This window comes from Rouxiella aceris (assembly GCF_012933545.1).
GTDB lineage: Bacteria > Pseudomonadota > Gammaproteobacteria > Enterobacterales > Enterobacteriaceae > Rouxiella > Rouxiella aceris.
In genome coordinates this window covers 114,805-132,676 of record NZ_JAADJU010000009.1, presented here as the reverse complement: position 1 = coordinate 132,676, position 17,872 = coordinate 114,805, and the positions used below count along the sequence as shown (strand labels likewise).

The 17,872-nt window shown below is 53.0% G+C and carries 15 protein-coding genes; 2 read left to right on the top strand and 13 right to left on the bottom strand.

The genetic code is table 11. The annotated features are described in order from the left end of the window. Nucleotides 1-25: 25 nt before the first annotated feature. The 3 genes from GW590_RS17195 to pmbA all read right to left on the bottom strand — a co-directional run bounded on the left by GW590_RS17195 (nt 26) and on the right by pmbA (nt 2,569). Nucleotides 26-349 carry a PRD domain-containing protein gene (locus GW590_RS17195; protein ID WP_169404307.1) on the bottom strand — a complete coding sequence of 108 codons (324 nt, stop codon included), beginning with the start codon at nt 347-349 and terminating at the stop codon, nt 26-28. 305 nt (nt 350-654) lie between these two features. Next, entirely contained in the window at nt 655-1,041 is a 387-nt protein-coding gene (cybC, locus tag GW590_RS17190; RefSeq protein WP_169404306.1) for a cytochrome b562, read from the bottom strand. A gap of 187 nt (nt 1,042-1,228) precedes the next feature. After that, a complete protein-coding gene (gene pmbA, locus GW590_RS17185; protein WP_169404305.1) occupies nt 1,229-2,569 on the bottom strand; it encodes a metalloprotease PmbA in 1,341 nt (446 codons plus the stop codon). Between the two features lie 167 nt (nt 2,570-2,736). On the opposite strand from pmbA, the gene yjgA reads away from it, so the two are divergent. After that, nucleotides 2,737-3,285, top strand: coding sequence for a ribosome biogenesis factor YjgA (gene yjgA / locus GW590_RS17180; protein WP_169404304.1), 549 nt, complete (start codon nt 2,737-2,739; stop codon nt 3,283-3,285). 225 nt (nt 3,286-3,510) lie between these two features. On the opposite strand, the gene GW590_RS17175 is transcribed toward yjgA, so the two are convergent. The 6 genes from GW590_RS17175 to aaeX form a co-directional block, all read right to left on the bottom strand. Beyond that, nucleotides 3,511-3,804 (bottom strand): barstar family protein, encoded by a 294-nt coding sequence (locus tag GW590_RS17175; RefSeq protein ID WP_169404303.1) that lies wholly within the window; start codon nt 3,802-3,804, stop codon nt 3,511-3,513. Beyond that, nucleotides 3,804-4,265, bottom strand: coding sequence for a ribonuclease domain-containing protein (locus GW590_RS17170; RefSeq protein WP_169404302.1), 462 nt, complete (start codon nt 4,263-4,265; stop codon nt 3,804-3,806). The genes GW590_RS17175 and GW590_RS17170 overlap by 1 nt, the downstream gene beginning before the upstream one ends. 33 nt (nt 4,266-4,298) lie before the next feature. Then, nucleotides 4,299-5,759, bottom strand: a complete 1,461-nt coding sequence (locus GW590_RS17165; protein WP_169404301.1) for an NAD-dependent succinate-semialdehyde dehydrogenase — start codon at nt 5,757-5,759, stop codon at nt 4,299-4,301. Between the two features lie 154 nt (nt 5,760-5,913). Further along, the gene (gene aaeB / locus GW590_RS17160) at nt 5,914-7,872 is read right to left on the bottom strand and encodes a p-hydroxybenzoic acid efflux pump subunit AaeB (RefSeq protein ID WP_169404300.1); all 1,959 of its coding nucleotides are present in this window, start codon (nt 7,870-7,872) and stop codon (nt 5,914-5,916) included. Nucleotides 7,873-7,883: 11 nt separating this feature from the next. Further along, complete coding sequence (gene aaeA / locus GW590_RS17155) at nt 7,884-8,816, bottom strand: p-hydroxybenzoic acid efflux pump subunit AaeA (RefSeq protein WP_169404299.1); 933 nt, start codon at nt 8,814-8,816, stop codon at nt 7,884-7,886. A gap of 7 nt (nt 8,817-8,823) precedes the next feature. Beyond that, nucleotides 8,824-9,027, bottom strand: coding sequence for a p-hydroxybenzoic acid efflux pump operon protein AaeX (gene aaeX, locus GW590_RS17150; RefSeq protein ID WP_169404298.1), 204 nt, complete (start codon nt 9,025-9,027; stop codon nt 8,824-8,826). Nucleotides 9,028-9,329: 302 nt separating this feature from the next. Between aaeX and aaeR the strand changes: the two genes are divergently transcribed. Beyond that, on the top strand, nt 9,330-10,262 hold the full coding sequence (aaeR, locus tag GW590_RS17145; protein WP_169404297.1) for an HTH-type transcriptional activator AaeR: 933 nt from the start codon (nt 9,330-9,332) through the stop codon (nt 10,260-10,262). A 52-nt stretch (nt 10,263-10,314) separates the two neighbouring features. Here the strand turns inward: aaeR and tldD are convergent, their stop codons facing one another. The 4 genes from tldD to GW590_RS17125 form a co-directional block, all read right to left on the bottom strand. Beyond that, nucleotides 10,315-11,760 (bottom strand): metalloprotease TldD, encoded by a 1,446-nt coding sequence (gene tldD, locus GW590_RS17140; RefSeq protein WP_169404296.1) that lies wholly within the window; start codon nt 11,758-11,760, stop codon nt 10,315-10,317. 75 nt (nt 11,761-11,835) lie between these two features. Next, nucleotides 11,836-15,681, bottom strand: a complete 3,846-nt coding sequence (gene yhdP, locus GW590_RS17135) for an AsmA2 domain-containing protein YhdP (RefSeq protein WP_169404295.1) — start codon at nt 15,679-15,681, stop codon at nt 11,836-11,838. 131 nt (nt 15,682-15,812) lie between these two features. Continuing rightward, a complete protein-coding gene (rng, locus tag GW590_RS17130; RefSeq protein WP_169404294.1) occupies nt 15,813-17,282 on the bottom strand; it encodes a ribonuclease G in 1,470 nt (489 codons plus the stop codon). Further along, complete coding sequence (locus GW590_RS17125) at nt 17,272-17,865, bottom strand: Maf family protein (protein ID WP_169404293.1); 594 nt, start codon at nt 17,863-17,865, stop codon at nt 17,272-17,274. Before GW590_RS17125 ends, rng begins: the two co-directional genes overlap by 11 nt. Nucleotides 17,866-17,872 lie beyond the last annotated feature (7 nt).

Genomic DNA, 17,872 nt, shown 5'->3' with positions numbered 1-17,872 from the left:
CCAGATAAGTTTTTATAAGCAAGGGTTATAGGTTGTTATTGTCTTTGGCTACTTCAAAATGTACCGAGAGTAAATAGGCTTCCTCAATCGGTAAATTCCCCAGCATATCGACAACCTGTTCAGCCATTTTCATTGAGCCTGATGAAATTTCATCAAACAGCTCTTTTTCTACTTCAGGTAAGGGTTCCCCGGTAATTGAACGCAATACCATTGCTTTAACGTGCGAAGTTAACATCTGCTGTTGAACGTCATTGGTAAATATATTTTCTGCATTCAACATTTTTTGAATATCTGTTAATAATTTTTCAGTAATTGCCGGTGCATCTTTTATTTCAAGGGCATTATTCATATCAATCTGCTCGTTCTCTTTACAGAGCCGTTTCTATTGTTATTACCCTACGCGTAAGCCGATATCTTGTGTAGACGGTTTTTTTCCAGTTCAAACTGGAAATGCCCTATACCAAGCAGATCTCATTATCAAAAATACAATTTGGTGGCGCAGAGAACTGGCTGGCGAGGTTTTGGCAGTGGAACAGACTGGTATTGGCGACGCAGGCGGTGGGCGGCAACAAGTAACAATCAGCAGAGGGAAAGCGTGGCATTGGCGTCCCCCTCTTTATCCGGACAGTGGCGAAAGAGGGGGATGGAATTGATTTACTTAAATTTCTTATGGTTTTCGTTGCGGGTAGCTTTAAAGCCTTCGGCTTCTTTTTTCGCCTGATCCAATTTACCGGCTTTGGCCAGCTCTGCGGCCTTGTCAATCTGGCCGATCAGCGTATCAAGACCGTGGTGATAATCTTTGATTTCCGGGCTGTCTGGCGCTTTTCCTTTAAGCTTGTCCGGGGTGTCATTTTTGGCATCTAGGGCAGCGGCCTTCATTTTGGCCAGACCATCGGTAAAAGCTTTAGCATCACTGGTTTTCATTATCTTGCCGTAGTTGTCGGCAATGGTGTCCATATCTGTCGACAAGTCTGCCGCCATCACCTGGGCACTGCATGCCAGCAGGGTTACCGTTACTAACGCAATCAGATGTTTACGCATGCTACCTTCCATTTATTTTTTGGTTTAATCAATTAACGACATTGCGGATGGAACTGTTAATAACATAGGGGGTAATAGTAGAAAAGGTGTATTAAATTTTTGTAAAGAAGTGCAGAAAGCGCAATAAAATAGAGGAAAGACAAGCAGCGACGGCAGGCCGCCGCTGTAAGAGAGCGCGGAAAAAGCCTTACTCGCCGGCGATTTTCATCTCCGGCAGTAAAACCGAACCACACTGGATATTGCTGCGAGTTTCGATATCACTACCAATGCTGACCATATTAAGTAGCATATCTTTCAAATTACCGGCAATGGTGATCTCACTGACCGGGTACTGAATTTCGCCGTTTTCGATCCAGAAACCAGAGGCACCGCGCGAGTAGTCACCGGTCACGCCGCTGACCCCTTGCCCCATCAATTCGGTTACCAGCAGGCCCTTGCCCATTTTACGCAGCATAGCGGCAAAATCGTCGCCCTGACCGGCAATACGCCAGTTATGGATACCGCCAGCATGACCGGTGGTTTGCAGCCCCAGTTTACGCGCGGAGTAGCAGGTCATCAGCCAGGTTTGCAGTACGCCCTCTTTGACGATATCCCGACGGGTCGTGCGCACCCCTTCGCTGTCAAACGGCGTCGATGCCAGGCCTTTCAGCAGATGTGGATGCTCTTCAATGGTGATCCATTCCGGCAGGATCTGTTTGCCCAGGCTGTCGAGCAAGTAAGAAGATTTACGATAAATGCTGCCACCGCTGATCGCCCCCACCAGATGGCCGAACAAACCGGTTGCCACTTCGGCGGCAAACATCACTGGTGCCTTCATGGTTGGCAGTTTACGAGGCGAGAGGCGCGACAGCGTACGGCGCGCGCAGTCGGCACCCACGGATTCCGGGCTGGCGAGATCGGCCATCGCGCGACCAATGGTGTAGGCGTAATCACGCTCCATATCCCCGTTATGTTCGGCAATCACTGACGCCGACAGCGAATGACGGGTTGAACAATAGCTTTGCAGCATACCGAGGCTATTGCCAAATACGCGAATACCGTAATGACTGTTGAAACTGCCACCTTCGGTATTGGTGATACGTGCATCGGCACCCAGGGCAGCCTGTTCGGCACGGGCCGCCAGTTCGATACCGCGATCGGCATCCAACTCGGTAGGGTGGAAAAGATCCAGATCCGGCGCATCAAAGGCCAGCATCTGTTCGTCGGCTACGCCGGCAAAAGGATCGGGAGAGGTATAACGCGCGATATCCAGTGCCGCCTGCACGGTACGCGCAATGGCGTCCGGGCTGAGGTCAGTCGAGGAGGCACTGCCTTTACGCTGCTGATAATAAACGGTAATACCCAGTGCACCGTCACTGTTGAATTCGACATTTTCGACTTCGCCAAAACGGGTACTAATCCCTATACCGGTGGTTTTACTGACCGCCACTTCCGCACCGTCAGAACCGACTTTCGCTAATTCCAGAGCTTGCGCTACGGCGTTTTCCAGCGTTTTACGTTGCTCTGCCACTTGAGTGGTTACCTTCATCAGCCCGCCCTTTTTTAAGAAAAAATATTGAGTTCAGATACTCTTGAGTCTATCAGAGACCGTCTGGAATTTCGCATTCCTGTTGGCGGTACTGGCTAAAAGATGACGGGTATAGAAGGCGGAGGTTAACCGTGCGATAATAGCAGCCAGAAATTTAAGGATACATAATGACGAAGAAAATTGAAGACTGGCTCGATGATGTTCCCGAAGAGAACAACGAAGAAGATGATGAAATCATCTGGGTCAGTAAAAGTGAAATCAAACGCGATGCCGAAGCACTGAAAGATCTGGGTGCCGAGATGGTCGATCTGGGCAAAAACTCCCTGGACAAGATCCCGCTCGATGAAGATCTGCGTGCCGCTATCGATCTGGCGCAACGCATCAAAAAAGAAGGCCGCCGCCGTCAGATGCAGTTGATCGGTAAAATGCTGCGTTCACGCGATATTGAACCTATCCAGACCGCGTTGGATAAACTCAAGAACCGCCACAACCAACAGGTTTCACTGTTCCATAAACTGGAAGTACTGCGCGATCGTCTGGTTGAAGAAGGCGATGACGCTATTCCTGCGGTACTGGATATCTATCCCGAAGCGGATCGCCAGCAACTGCGTGCGCTGGTACGTAATGCGCAAAAAGAAAAAGCCACCAGCAAGCCACCAAAATCCTATCGCCAGATTTTCCAGTATCTACGTGACTTGGCAGAAGCCAAAAACTAATCTCTGCCTTCTTTGCCACCGCGTTTACCCAATTGCCGCCCTGGCCTGTGCCAGCGGTCGCCATTGGCTTAACGCAGGTTGGCCTGGCACCTTAAAAGGTGCGTTATTGCAGGCCTGTGTTGGCAGGTAACGTCGCCGGCAGCATCGACCCCCAACGCTGTACTCTCCCTAAAAACGGGCTTTATCAGTGATCTGAGGTTTACAGCCGGACTTTTTACTCCTGGCTTAGCTTTTGGGTTTTACCGGCGACTTATCAAACAGATTAAAACGCAGCGCCCCTTCCAGCTCTTCTTCCGCCTCTTCAAATAGCAGCACCAGAGAACCAAAGCGACGCTTACGTCCGGCATTGAGATTGATAAAGTCGATCTCCACCGGCAAGGCAATACCGCCGGTGACCTCATCCCACAGGGCATCGAGATTGGCGCCAAACTGACTGCCAAGGGCAAACTGGCGCGCAAAATCGGCGTAAAAGGCGGCAAGATCCGGGATATGATTAAAATCGAAAACAATTTTTTTCATCAGCGCGACTCCACCGGTACAAGATTCTTATAGTGATCACCGCTGAGGTAAATCAGGCCGTCGCTGGCAAATAGCAGGCGATCGGCGCCTCGTCGGCCACAATGATAGTTAATATCCGCTTCCCACCAGGTGCGACCCGGTGCCGAGGGCAAATTCTGTTCACGATTATTGAAACGATCGCCCCCTATCGCCTTGCCAGGCAACACCTGACAAAGGTTTCCGGCGCGGGCGTCCCACCCCGCAGCGCGCGCCTGCTTTTTAGTGACATAATAGTCCGGCAGTCGGTGATGCTGTTGCAGATAACTGACCACGTTTTTTTCTGCGGTCAGTGCGGCAATATCCTGTTGATTGCCGGCAGCGGTTTGGAAAAAATTGATCTTGGCCGCTGCGGTATCACTAAAAATCACTACCAGCCCGGCCAGCAGCAGATAAGCCCTGAGCCATTTATTTACTGCGCGCATTATTACCTACTTTTAGAATAGCCAGACTTAAGCCTACAGATTACCCAAATGCAGAGTTTTTACCTGCAAATATTCTTCCATTCCCAGTACCGAACCTTCACGGCCCAGACCGGACTCTTTAACGCCGCCAAAAGGTGCCACTTCAGTCGAGAGCGCACACTCATTAATGCCGATCATGCCGCTTTCAATTGCCTCTGCCACGCGGAATACACGCTGCAGATTTTGCGTGTAGAAATAGGCCGCCAGACCAAACTCCGTGGCATTGGCCCGTTTAATCACCTCTTCTTCATTGTCAAAACGGAAACAGGCGGCCAGTGGACCAAAGGTCTCCTCGCGGGCCAGTTGCATAGCATCATTAGCCTGGGCGATCACCGTAGGCTGAAAGAAATTTCCCCCCAGCCGGTGTCGCTGGCCGCCGGTCAGCACCTTACCGCCATGCTGCAAGGCGTCTTTAACATGTTCTTCAACCTTTTCAAGCCCCTTGATATCAATTAACGGACCGATAGTCACGCCCTTATCCATGCCGTTACCGACTTGCAGCGTGCTGACGCGATCGGCCAGACGGCTGACAAAGCGGTCATAGATACCGGCCTGCACGTATATGCGGTTGATCGCCACGCACACCTGACCGGAATTGCGGAATTTACAGGCGATCACCCCGTCAATGGCGGCGTCGATATCGGCATCATCAAACACGATATATGGCGCGTTACCGCCAAGTTCCATCGAAACCTTTTTCATGGTGGCAGCGCTGTTGCGCACCAGCGTTTTACCCACCTCGGTAGACCCGGTAAAAGATATTTTTCGCACGGCGGTACTTTGCATTATCGCCTCGCTGATGGCGGCAGTATCACCGGCCACGCCATTAATCACCCCGTCGGGCACGCCAGCCTGTTTGGCCAGCTCAAGCAGTGCCAGAGCGCAAAGCGGGGTATTATTGGCCGGTTTAATCAAGCCGGTACAGCCTGCGGCCAGAGCTGGCCCCAGCTTACGCGTCAGCATCGCCAGCGGAAAATTCCACGGCGTAATGGCAGCCACCACGCCAACAGGTTCACGGGTGGCAAAAATCCGCGAACCGGCTTTTACCGGCGGGATAATTTCACCGTTGCCACGCTTGGCTTCCTCGGCAAACCATTGCAGGAAGCTGGCGGCATAGTCGACCTCGCCTAAGGCTTCCTGCAAGGGCTTACCCTGTTCTGCGACCATCAATTCCGCCAGAAACTGTTTGTTTTCCCGCATCAGTTGATACCAGCGATACAAAATCTCGGAACGGGCTTTACCGGTGGTTTTTCGCCATTGCGGAAAAGCCTGGCTTGCCGCGTTAATGGCAGCCTCGGTTTGCACCTTACCGGCGCGCGCCACTTTTGCCAGCGTTTCGCCGGTGGCAGGATTAAGCACATCAAAGGTTTCGGCAGCGGTATGCCATTCACCGGCAACAAAATAACCGGTTTTAAACAGCGGATGTGCGGCGAGTGTAGCGTGCAGATCAGACATGGCGAGGCTCCCTTTTACGCAGCGGCAGCGTGGCTGCGACCACAAAATCACAGTTTATTCACTATAAAGTATAGTCGCTAATGCCCGCCCCGTTGCAGTCAGCGCGGCGCAAGGGGTGCTTTTCAGAAAGTATAACGGGGGTTTATGACAGGCGTTATTCCAGAAACGCCCGTTGATAGTTATGCAATAAATCGCACAGTCGTCTTACCGGTTCGGTGACCTTCAGCGGCGCCTGGTATGCCACCAGCTTTTGCTGATACTCCGCCATTTCCGTTAACAGCCGCTGATAATAATAGGCGCGTTTCCCTTCGCGGCGCGCGGACACCACGCGATCGGCGGTATAGCGGATCTGTTTATGAAACGCCGACAGCTCTTCATTCACCGGAATTTCTGCCAGCTTTAGACGCTGATGGGCAATGATCAGCTGTAAGGCCAGCCGGTATTTACCAATGTCATTAGGAAACATCACCAGCAGCTGATTCAACTGATGGTAGAGGGCCGGCAGATGGTTCTCACGGCGGCGATAGGCTTTGGTGGTCAGCGCCGACACCGCGCTGCTGACAAAGCGATTAAGCAGGGTACGACCGGTTCTATCCCGCGACTTGTCACGGATCAGCGCCAGCACCACCACGGCAATGCCACAGCCGATGGCCTGGCCGGTAACATTGTCGAGAAAGGTGGTGACATTAAAGGACATGGGATTACTCAACACCAGCACATTGATGCTGCCCACCAACAGGCCGAGCACACCCAGACGTCGTTTTTGCACCTCAATACCGATAATAAAGATAAAAATACCCAGCGACAGGCAGAGCAGGAACAGGCTTTGCTGGGTCCAGGGCATAATCACCATATAAAACAGCGATCCCACCGGGATAGCCGCCATCATGCCGACCATAAAATCGATCGCCATCATGCGCGGATTGGGCGTACGCATCGCCAGTGAGGTGATCACCGCAATAATTACGATACAACCGGGGCCAGAGGTCCAGCCGGTCCACAGCCATAACAGACAGCCGATGGCGCTGGAAACAAAGGTGCGTAAACCGTTAATCATGGCGTGATGCCGTTCGGCTGACGCCGGGCGGATCACCACTTCAGTGTTCAACACATTGCTTTCGATGCTGCTGATACTGCTATTGGTATGGATGCCGGTGATCATCAACAGTGCGCGGGTACCGGATCCAATCCACGAGTAAAGCGGCAGGGCAATATCATCGGAACGCAGGGTGGCAACAATCTGTCGCAACTGTTTCATTTTTTTACGTACGTCATGCAGGTCAGCAACCGGCTCATCAAACAGCCGTTTGATCTCCACCGGTACCAGCTCGGGGGTAGTCTGCATAATCAGATAGGTTTCGCAGGCCTGAGTGATCAGGCTTAACGACATACTGTGCAAGGCTTTCAGGCGGCGATTGACGCGCTGCCAGCGAGAAGACTCCATCATCAGGCTGCCACGCATGGCATTGATGGCGGTAGTACTTTTCACCAGACCGTTCCAGGCGCGGTCGATGTCCGCTTTTTCAGCCTGATGCAGGCAGAGTTTCATCAGTGCCCATTGGTCGAGCAGCAGTCGGGTTACGGCGCGGTCGATATCGCCTTTGATCGATCGCGGGGAGAACAGTAGATCCGCCACTATGGCGCTGCAAATGCCCAAAACAATCTCACTACAGCGCTCAACGGCGAACTGCGGCGCTTCGCGCAGGGAAGAGGAAGCCAGCACCACGATAATGAGTGCCGTATAGCCGGCCAGACCCAGGGCATAAGAGTTTTCAACGCGAACCAGCGTTGACCACCAGGTGCAAAAACCGGCCCACAGACAGCACAGCAATAACATCACTGCTGGCGCGCGGGCGGTGGCAACGATAATGGCCACCGCAGCAATACTGCCAACAAAAGTACCGATCACCCGCAGCATACCGCGATGACGAATAGCCCCGGCGAAGGGTTCACCGCCAGCGACCAGCGCCGGACCGGCGGCGACAATGGCCGCGGTCATCGCCGACCAGCGCGGGGTTTCCAGTTGCAGATAAAACCCCAAGACCAACGCGCCCAAAATGGCAAAGGTCAGCTTGCAGGCAAAGCGCATACGCAGGAAGGTCTGGCTATTCATATTATTTTCTCTTAACCAAACTCACGCAGACGGTGCAAAAATTTGGTAAACCAGGAGCTGTGTGCAACGCGATCATTTTCCCCGGCGACGACAACCGTTGCCGTAGTCCCTGCCGAATACGGATGTTTTTCGTCCATATCATTAAGCGTAATTTTTACCGGTACACGCTGCGCCAGACGCACCCACTCCAGGTTACTGTCAATGGTGGCCAGGCCGTTGCTTGCCGCCGAGCTGCTGCTGTTGGTGACCGCTGCCGCCACGCTGTCGACGGTGCCATGCAGGATGTGATTACTGCCCAGCGGAGTGATCTCCACCCGATCGCCTTTCTGTACGCGCGCCAGCTTGGTTTCTTCCATATAGGCCAGCACATAGAACGTATTTTGTTTCACCAGCGCCACCGAGGTCGCGCCACGGGTAATAAAAGCGCCGGGATGGACAGTAAGGTTGGTAACCCAACCGTCGGCCGGGGCAGTCACCACGGTACGTTGCAGATCCAGCGCCGCAGAGCTTGCTGCCGCCTGTGCTTTCGCCAACTGATGCAGAGTGGTTTGCTGGTCATTGGTTGCCTGATCAATGGCTTCCTGCGACATGGCCTGGATGCCCAGTTTTACCCGGCGTCCAGCCTCACGTTTTTTCTCGTCGGCCATGGCTTTGTAATAAGCCACGTCGGCGTTGGCCTCAGCCAACACTTGCTGGTAGCGCGGCTGGTCAATTTTAAACAGCACATCGCCTTTTTTAACCAACTGGTTGTCAACCACTGGCACATCGGTCACCAGTCCGCTAACGTCAGGGGCGATAGCCACCACATCGGCAGTAAATTTGGCGTCGCGCGTCCAGGGTGATTCGGTGTAGAAGACCCAGGCGCGGAAAATCGCGATGGCAGCCAGGATCACAATGAGTAGTGTAATTGCATAACGTATTATTTTTATTGAGAAGTTTTTCACGACAGCCTCAAACGAACAAGCAGGAAATCAGGTAAAAGAGACAGCAATACAGTGCTGTATTAAATAACGCCGGATGCCAGACAAAATCGTAAATCCCGGTTGGGGTCAGAATTCGGCGCAAAACAAAAAACACGGCTAACGCCAACAAAATCTCAAAAAACACCGGGGGAAACGACAATCCGAAAATCACCATCACCGGAAGCAAACTCATGGATAGTTCCTTAAACTCTTACCACACAGGTAGCAACGCACAGCAGGCCTCATATTATTCACTAATTTTAACATCGCAAATATGATTCATTAACTTTAATAGAAATCGACACAGTGTCAGAGAGGAACTCAATGACATGCGCTGAAGGGTAATGTTGGATTGCCAGAAAAGTCAGCAGGGGTAAGATTGTTGATTTTATGATATCCGAACTTGAGGCTTTTATCTGAGCAAGTATATTAGCCTGCTTATTATCAACTTATCAACATTCTGTGATCACAATCACTTTTAAGCCAGGCTTAATAATGGATCGATTAAAACGCATGTCGGTATTTGCTCAGGTAGTGGAAAGCGGCTCATACACCGCCGCCGCTTTACGCCTTAAAATGAGCGTTTCGGCAATCAGCCAAAGTATTACCAAGCTAGAAAATGAATTGCAGATCAAGCTATTAAATAGAAGCACCCGCAGTCTTGGGCTGACTGAAGCCGGTAAAATTTACTACCAGGGTTGCCAGAAAATGCTGCAAAGCGTGCGGGAAGTACATGAGCAATTATACGCATTTAATAACACCCCCACCGGGACGTTACGCATCGGCAGCTCGTCAACAATGGCACAAAATGTTCTTGCTGCAATGACCGCCAAGATGCTGAGTGAATATCCGGGGTTGACCGTCAACCTGGTAACCGGTATTCCGGCACCGGATCTGATTGCCGATGGCCTGGACCTGGTGATCCGCGTGGGGAAACTTCAGGATTCGAGCCTATTCTCCAAACTGCTCGGCGCCATGCCGATGGTGGTGTGCTCGGCCAAAAGCTATCTTAGCCAACACGGCAAACCGGAAACCCCGGCGGATATGGTGAATTTTGCCTGGCTGGAATACAGCGTGCGCCACGACAGCGATTTTGATGTGATCACCCCGGAAGGTCAGACCATGCGCATTTCCCCGGAGGGACGCTTTATCACCAACGACGCCCAGACCATGATCCGCTGGCTCAAGTCCGGGGTAGGTATCGCCTATGTGCCGCTGATGTGGATTATTGATGAGATTAATTCAGGGGAGGTGGAGATTTTGTTTGGTAACTACCAAACCGAGCCGCGCCCGGTGTATGCGCTGTACACCGAAAAAGACAAGCTGCCGCTGAAAGTGCAGGTGTGCATCAACTATCTGACGGATTACTTTAAAGAAGTGAGCAAGATATATCGTATACACCGCAAAAGAGAATCGGCTGCCAAATAGCAGCCGATGCGGATCACGCCATAACAGCGTCAAGGATAAAGAGGTATCGCTTTTAGGCGGTACCACCCACCGTCAGACTATCCAGCTTCAAGGTAGGCTGACCCACCCCGACCGGCAGACTCTGGCCTTCTTTACCACAGACGCCGACGCCTTTATCCAGCGCCAGATCGTTACCCACCATGGAAATCTGCTGCATCGCTTCAATACCTGAGCCGATCAGGGTGGCACCTTTAACTGGCGTGGTGATGCGACCTTTTTCAATCAGGTAGGCTTCGGAGGTGGAGAACACAAATTTGCCGGAGGTAATATCCACCTGACCGCCGCCAAAGTTTGGCGCATATAGCCCGTATTCCACGCTGCTGATAATCTCTTCCGGCGTCGACTGGCCGCCAAGCAGATAGGTATTGGTCATACGCGGCATTGGCAGGTGGGCATAGGACTCACGGCGACCGTTACCGGTCGGTGCCACGCCCATCAACCGCGCATTGAGCTTGTCTTGCATATAGCCTTTTAAAATACCGTTTTCGATCAGTACGTTGTACTGCCCAGGAACGCCTTCGTCATCAATGGCCAGTGAACCGCGGCGACCTGGCATGGTGCCGTCATCGACCACGGTACAGAGCTCGGAAGCCACCAGCTTGCCCATTTGTCCACTGAATACCGAGGTACCACGACGGTTAAAATCGCCTTCCAGACCGTGACCTACCGCTTCGTGCAACAGCACGCCCGGCCAGCCTGCGCCGAGAACTACCGGCATGGTGCCTGCGGGAGCCGCAACCGCGCCAAGATTAAGCAGCGCCATACGTACCGCGTCGCGGGCATAGGCTTCAGCTCGCACTTCGCCGTCAACGATTTCGAGGAAGTAATCATAACCGCAACGACCGCCGCCGCCGCTGGCACCGCGCTCACGGCGTCCATCCTGTTCCACCAGCACACTGACCGAGAAACGCACCAGCGGACGAATATCCGTCGCCAGGGTGCCATCAGTAGCCGCAACCAGTACGCTTTCATACACGCCGGTGATGCTGGCAGAGACTTCCTGCACGCGGCTGTCGGCAGCACGGGCAATCTTGTCTACGCGGTGCAACAGGGCAATTTTCTCTTCACGCGGCAGGCTTTGCAGCGGATCGGCCAGCGAATAGAGCGCCGCATGGCTGATATGGCCCAGGGTATGGACTTGGCCATTGCCCTGCTCGCGCACGATACTGCGGGCTGCCAGCGCGCTTTGATTAAGGGCATTGAGGGTGATCTGGTCGGCATAGGCAAACCCGGTTTTCTCGCCGCTGACGGCACGAACACCGACACCCTGATCGATATTGTAGGAGCCGTCCTTGATGATGCTGTCTTCAATCACCCAGGCTTCGTGAAAGCTGGACTGGAAAAAGAGATCGGCATAGTCGAGGCGACGTTCAGCCAACTGGCCTAATACCGCAAACAGATCTTGTTGACTCAGGTTATTTGCGGTTAGTAACCGCTCACTGACTAAGGCCAGACTCATAATATCTTCACTCTCTTTGGGCTAGGTATTCCCAGCCTATCACAGTTAAGTTGCTTTAAGGGACAGCGCCTGATGCTAATGGCCCGGTGTCGCCTGCAGGGTTTTATTGTCGCTTTTCGATTGCCGCAAAACTTCATGAATATTGGGCTGCTCAATGGTGCCATCAATCTGATAGCGGATCAGTGAGATCTTATTCCACAGCGGTGCCAAAGCCTTACTGGCAGCAAACACCGCCGCGCCAACAATCGGGTTGATGGCAAAGGCCGTCGCAACCCCGACGGTGGCGGAAATCTCTGGCGCAATTACCGCCTCGAGATTCAGCCGCTGATCGACCAGATTGACCTCGCCGTTAATGGCAATATCGGCGGCCAGGCCATCGACCAACAGATCGTTGGTATGGATCACGCCGTCCTTGATCCAGGCGGTAGATTTAATGGAATCGAAATAAAAGCTCTGGCCAAAGGTATCTCGGAAATCAAGCTGCAGCTTGCGTAACAGCGCATCAAAACTGACCAGTCGCAGCAACTGTCCGGCGCGACCGCCGCCAAGATTGGTGATTTCGCCTTTGCCAAATTGATTTTTCATGGTGCCGTTAAGGGTTTTGACATCTGGTCGCCAAGGCACATCTTTCCAGTGCAAATCGAAATCGAGATCAAAAGGGGCCCCTTTTAGCGGCGTGGTGACGCCCAGGAAGGACATGGCGCGATCGATATTTTTACCGCTGAGTTTTCCCTTCAGCGCCGTGCTATCACCAGCTTGTGCATCCTGTTTCCAGTCGCCCTGAATATCCAGGCGGCCCTCACCGGTATCCACCAGGCCGTTACGCAAGATCAGTTGATCGCCCTGTGGTTGCAGGTCAGCATAGACTTTGCGGAAACTTTGTCCCATAAACCAGCAGGCTTCGCAGCGCAGATCAAGAGCTGGCCAGCTGGCAAAAGAGATGCGGTTGGCGGGCGTGCTACCGTCGGCAGCCGAAGTGCTGGCAGTTCGCGCTGGCCACTGCGGATTAAAGTAGAGATAGCGCAAGTTTGCCAGCCACGGACCCCGATTGTTCATATCGAGAATGCCATCAATCTCTTTGCCTTTGGCGGTGACGTGCATGCCACCTTCATCCTGGGTAGAGCTGAGGGTCAGATCATTCCATGCCTGCCCCGCCAGCGTCAGGCGTGGCGTAGTAAGAATAATTTGATGCGGGAAGCCAAACTCGGTCAGCTTGCCGGTTTCTGACGATGACGATTTATCTGACGAAAACAGTCCCAGCCAATTCTCTCCGTCCAGCGCTGGCAAATGCAGGGTCAGGCTGCTGCTGTCAGGCAAAGGAGGCGTTTTCGTTACGTTGGCTTGCCACGATGCCCGGTCGAGGGTCAACTGCTTGCCCAGCAACCAGCGGCTATTAAAGCGATCCTTGCCGGCCAATACCCCGCTGAGAGTGAAACTGCGCAGATCGCCCTGCGCATTAACGCTGAGCGGCAATGCATGACCCGCCTCTTTATTGAGCGGCTGAGGTAAGTGACTGCTCACATTTTTCAGGTCGGCATCCACGGTAACCTGGTAAGTCGGCGAGCCTTTATGCGGTAGTGAAATAGCGATATCGCTTTTCCAGCTGGCGGTGCCCGCTACCTTTTCGGCGATGCCTTTAGGCAGCCCCGCCAGTTTTGCTGGCTGCCAGTCGCCGTCAAGGGCCACCTGAATAGCATAGTTATCAGGCTGTTCAGCGGTTTTAAAGTTGATATTTACCGGTTGATCAAACAAGGTGGCCGTCAGGGCATTACTGCTCAGATTGCCATTATCATAGCTGAACTGCCCATTGAGCTGCTTAAAGGTGTTGTCCAGTGGCTTGATAAACAGCGTGTTGTCATGCAGGTTGACATTGCCGGTGGCACGAACCTCTTTGCCGTTCAATGGGATATCAAGATGTAAACGCCCACTAACTGGACCACCAATCTGCAGTTGCTGCAGCGCTGACCCCAGCGTATTGTGCAGCGGTGTTTGCATAAAATAGCTGCCGACATCGCTGCCCTCACCGGCAATATCGGCATCGATAAGCAGCTTTTCTTGCAGATAGTCGGGGATATCCGCCTCAATGTTATTGCCAGACACCTTACCGAGCAGGGTGTGTGGCGCCTTCATAAACAAGCCTTCATTAAGGAAATCCAGATCAATACCCAGATCGGTCAAGGCTGGCCAGTCCGGCTGGAACTGGAAGGTTGCATGGCGTAACGGTACCCAGACTTCAAACTGCCCTTCGTTATGGCGGAACGGAAAGTCTTGCGGATTACCGTTAAAGCTGAGGGTGGCATTATCCACCTGCCCGGCCTGGATCGCCGAACTAAGATAATCCACCAATTTTTTACTCATCAGCGGTTCGGGGAAATAACGCCAGGCCTGGCCGGCGTCGTAAAGGCGGATCCCCGAGACAATTTTTAGCCACGGCTGACCGTTTGCCGGTTGGTTATAGTCAAAACCACCGCTGGCCCACAGCCCCTTGGCTTTGACATCCACGTCCTGCGACCACAGCGACCAGCCGCTGTCGTTACTGCTCCAGTCAAAGGTACCGCTGGCCTGGCTGATCTCTAGCGCGGCACGGAACATCTCGCCATAAGGCAACTGGCTGTCCTGCAAATTGATGCGTAACTGCCCGCGCGGCACGCTGCCGCTGAGACTGCCGGCCAAATGATTCACGCCGGGCAACAGCGCCCAGCGCTGCCAACTGACATCATGCCATTTAAGATTAAAGCGCGTCTGTTCTGGTTGTTTAAGGGGAATATCCAGGGCCAGCGTATCGAGGGTGCCGGTGGGCTGCAGATCTTTCCAGCGTTCCAGCAGCGTCGGTGTCAGGAAGGAAATTGTCGGGATCAGCGGGCCAATTCTTTCCAGTTGGATATTGCTCCCCCGCAGGCGCAGTTCTTCCGCCTGGGTGACGGGTGACGAGCTGTTGCTGGTAACGCCGTTTTCCGGCAGATAGAGCGCGGTTAACGCTCCCGGAGCCCAAGCCTGACCATCGGTTTTCAAATTCAACTGCGGGGTGGCAATCTGCCAGCCATTACCCTGACGCTCACCGTGCAAGGTCAGGTTATCAACATCCAGACGGTGCGGCTGGTCGTCAACATGCCAGACGGCTTCGCCTTTTTTGACTTGCACATCTCCGCCAAATACCTGGCCATCACGCACGGTCAGCCAGGCAGCCAGACTGAAATTGGCACTTTCCAGGCCGGTATTGCTGCGCAGCCAGCGGCTGAACCACGGCTTCATATCAATATCGTCAGCCTGCAAATAGATTTTGCCGTCATTGAGCAGGCCGTCATTATCGTTAAGATCCATACGCAGCTGAACCACGCCGTGCTGGCCGTTAAAACTCGATAATCCCAACTGACCTTCGGCACGATGGCGATTGGGCGAGTTAAGCCAGGTCATCTGCTGAATATCGAATTCTGCGCGCGGGCCAGAAGGGGTCAGGAAGGTAATGCGGCTGTCGCGCAGGTCAAAATGGTCAACCTGCTTGAGGAATATATCGCTGATACGATTAGGTTCGAGGATATTGCCTTGATGATTGCCATCGCCAAGGGTCGAGTTCAAATCGAGCTGGAGATTGTAGAAGGTGAGATCGCGAAACTGCCAGCGCAGATGAACCAGCGACTGCCAGACATCCAGTGCCAGCGTGATGCGTTCGACTTTCCAGGAAGAGTCCGGCAAGGCCACCGACAGATTTTTGACTTCCAGCGTGGGACCAAAGGTCTGCCAGCTACCCTGTACCTGGGACAGGCTGACCGGTACGCCGGTCAGCGCCTGAATTTTATCGACAATAGGCTGCTGGAAACGATTAAGCTGAGGCAGTGCCAGACGCAAACCACTGATCGCCAACGCGACGATCACCACTATCGTCGCACAACTGGTTAACAGTATCCCGGGCAGTCGCCTCACTCTTCTCTCCTTTGAAATTATTCGTTTGTCCAACCGAACCGCTCGGAGATCCCGACACCTCAGTTAACATTGCTTACACAAGACGATCCTACGTTAAAAACCGGCGTTAAATAACCAGTTAATTCTGGGATCTACATCATGACAACGTCAAACTGTTCCTGGCTGTATAAAGGTTCTATCTGGACTTTCACTTGTTTGCCAACGAATATTTCAACTTCAGCCAGCGCATGGGACTCTTCGCTTTTCAAGGCATCCCCTACGGCAACCGAGGCGTAGACCAAAAATCTGTCCGCATCATAGGCATGATGAACCCGCACAATTTCGCGCAGGATCTCATAGCACACGGTTTCCACGGTTTTTACCGTGCCGCGACCATGGCAGGTTGGACAATCGCTACACAGAACATGTTCCACACTTTCGCGGGTTCTTTTGCGGGTCATTTCCACCAGACCCAGCGCAGAGAAGCCGTGGATGCCGGTTTTAACACGATCTTTTGAAAGCGCCTGCTCCAGTGAGTGCAGTACGCGGCGGCGGTGATCCTCATTGGCCATATCAATAAAATCAATAATGATAATGCCGCCCAAATTCCGTAGCCGAAGTTGACGGGCAATGGCCTGAGTCGCTTCGGTATTGGTATTGAAGATGGTCTCTTCCAGATTGCGGTGTCCGACAAAGGCACCGGTATTGATATCAATGGTGGTCATGGCTTCAGTCTGATCGATAATCAGATAACCGCCAGATTTCAGTTCGACTTTTCGCTCCAACGCGCGCTGAATTTCGTTTTCAACGTCGTAGAGATCGAAAATAGGCTGCCTGCCGTTATAGTGCTCGAGCTTTTCGGTCATCTCGGGCATATATTCGCTGGTGAACTCAACCAGCAGCTCATAGGTCAGGCGCGAGTCGACGCGAATACGGTCCAGCGCCTGTCCGGCAAAGTCACGCAAAATGCGGTGCGCCAGCGCCAGTTCGCCATAGAGTTTGCACTTGGTGACATTGCGACGCTTACGCTCCATCACCTTGGTCCATAGGCGCTTCAGATAGGCAGCGTCCTGAGACAGCTCTTCCTCTCTGACCCCTTCGGCGGCAGTGCGGATAATATAGCCACCCTGCTCATCGCAGTAGGCGGAGACAATGCGCTTTAACCGCTCGCGTTCGACTTCGCTTTCTATGCGCTGTGACACGCCGACATGGGAGGCATCCGGCATAAAGACCAGATAGCGGGAGGGCAGCGTAATATCGGTGGTCAGGCGGGCACCCTTGGTACCCAGGGGATCTTTTACGACCTGCACCATCAGATCCTGTCCCTGATGAACCAGCTCGACAATGTCACGGACATTGAAGTTTTTCTGTTCATCGCGGGCAACGCACTCGGTGTGCGGCATAATGTCGGAGGCATGGAGAAAAGCCGCCTTTTCCAGACCGATATCGACAAAAGCCGCCTGCATACCGGGCAACACACGGCTGACGCGACCTTTATAAATATTGCCGGCAATACCCCGTTTTGCTTCTCGTTCTACGTGGATCTCTTGCAAGATGCCACCGTCAATATATGCCACCCTTGTTTCTGACGGGGTAACGTTGACCAGTAATTCAGCCGTCATGCTTTCTCCTAAGAACGCGTAATGCAACAAAATTACTGTACAGTTCCTGAGTCTCTACCAGAGGAAGTCCAACTACCGCATAGTAACTGCCGCGAATCTCTCGGACGAAACAACCGCCCATTCCTTGAATACCGTATGCCCCTGCTTTATCCATGGGCTCACCGCTGGAAATATAGTGCTGAATATCTTCTGATGACAGACTGCGGAAAGTGACGTCTGTCACAACCAAAGCAGTAAGATGCTGTTTTGCATCGGCAAAGGCAATCGCCGTCATCACCTGATGCTGTCGGCCGGATAACGCCGCCAACATTTCAGCTGCCTGCGCCACATCGGCAGGTTTTTCCAGTACGCGATCATCGAGTACCACAATAGTATCTGCGCCGAGGACCGGCAAGTCTTTGGGCGCCACGCCAACGCCCGCTTTGGCTTTATCCAGCGCCAGGCGTTGTACATAAACGTCGGGAGCTTCACCCGGCTGACGCTCCTCGGCGACCTCGGTTACCAGACGTTCGAAAGGTAACTCCAGCATCGTTAATAATTCACGACGACGCGGCGAACCCGAGGCAAGATAAAGTAAAGTCATAACGCCC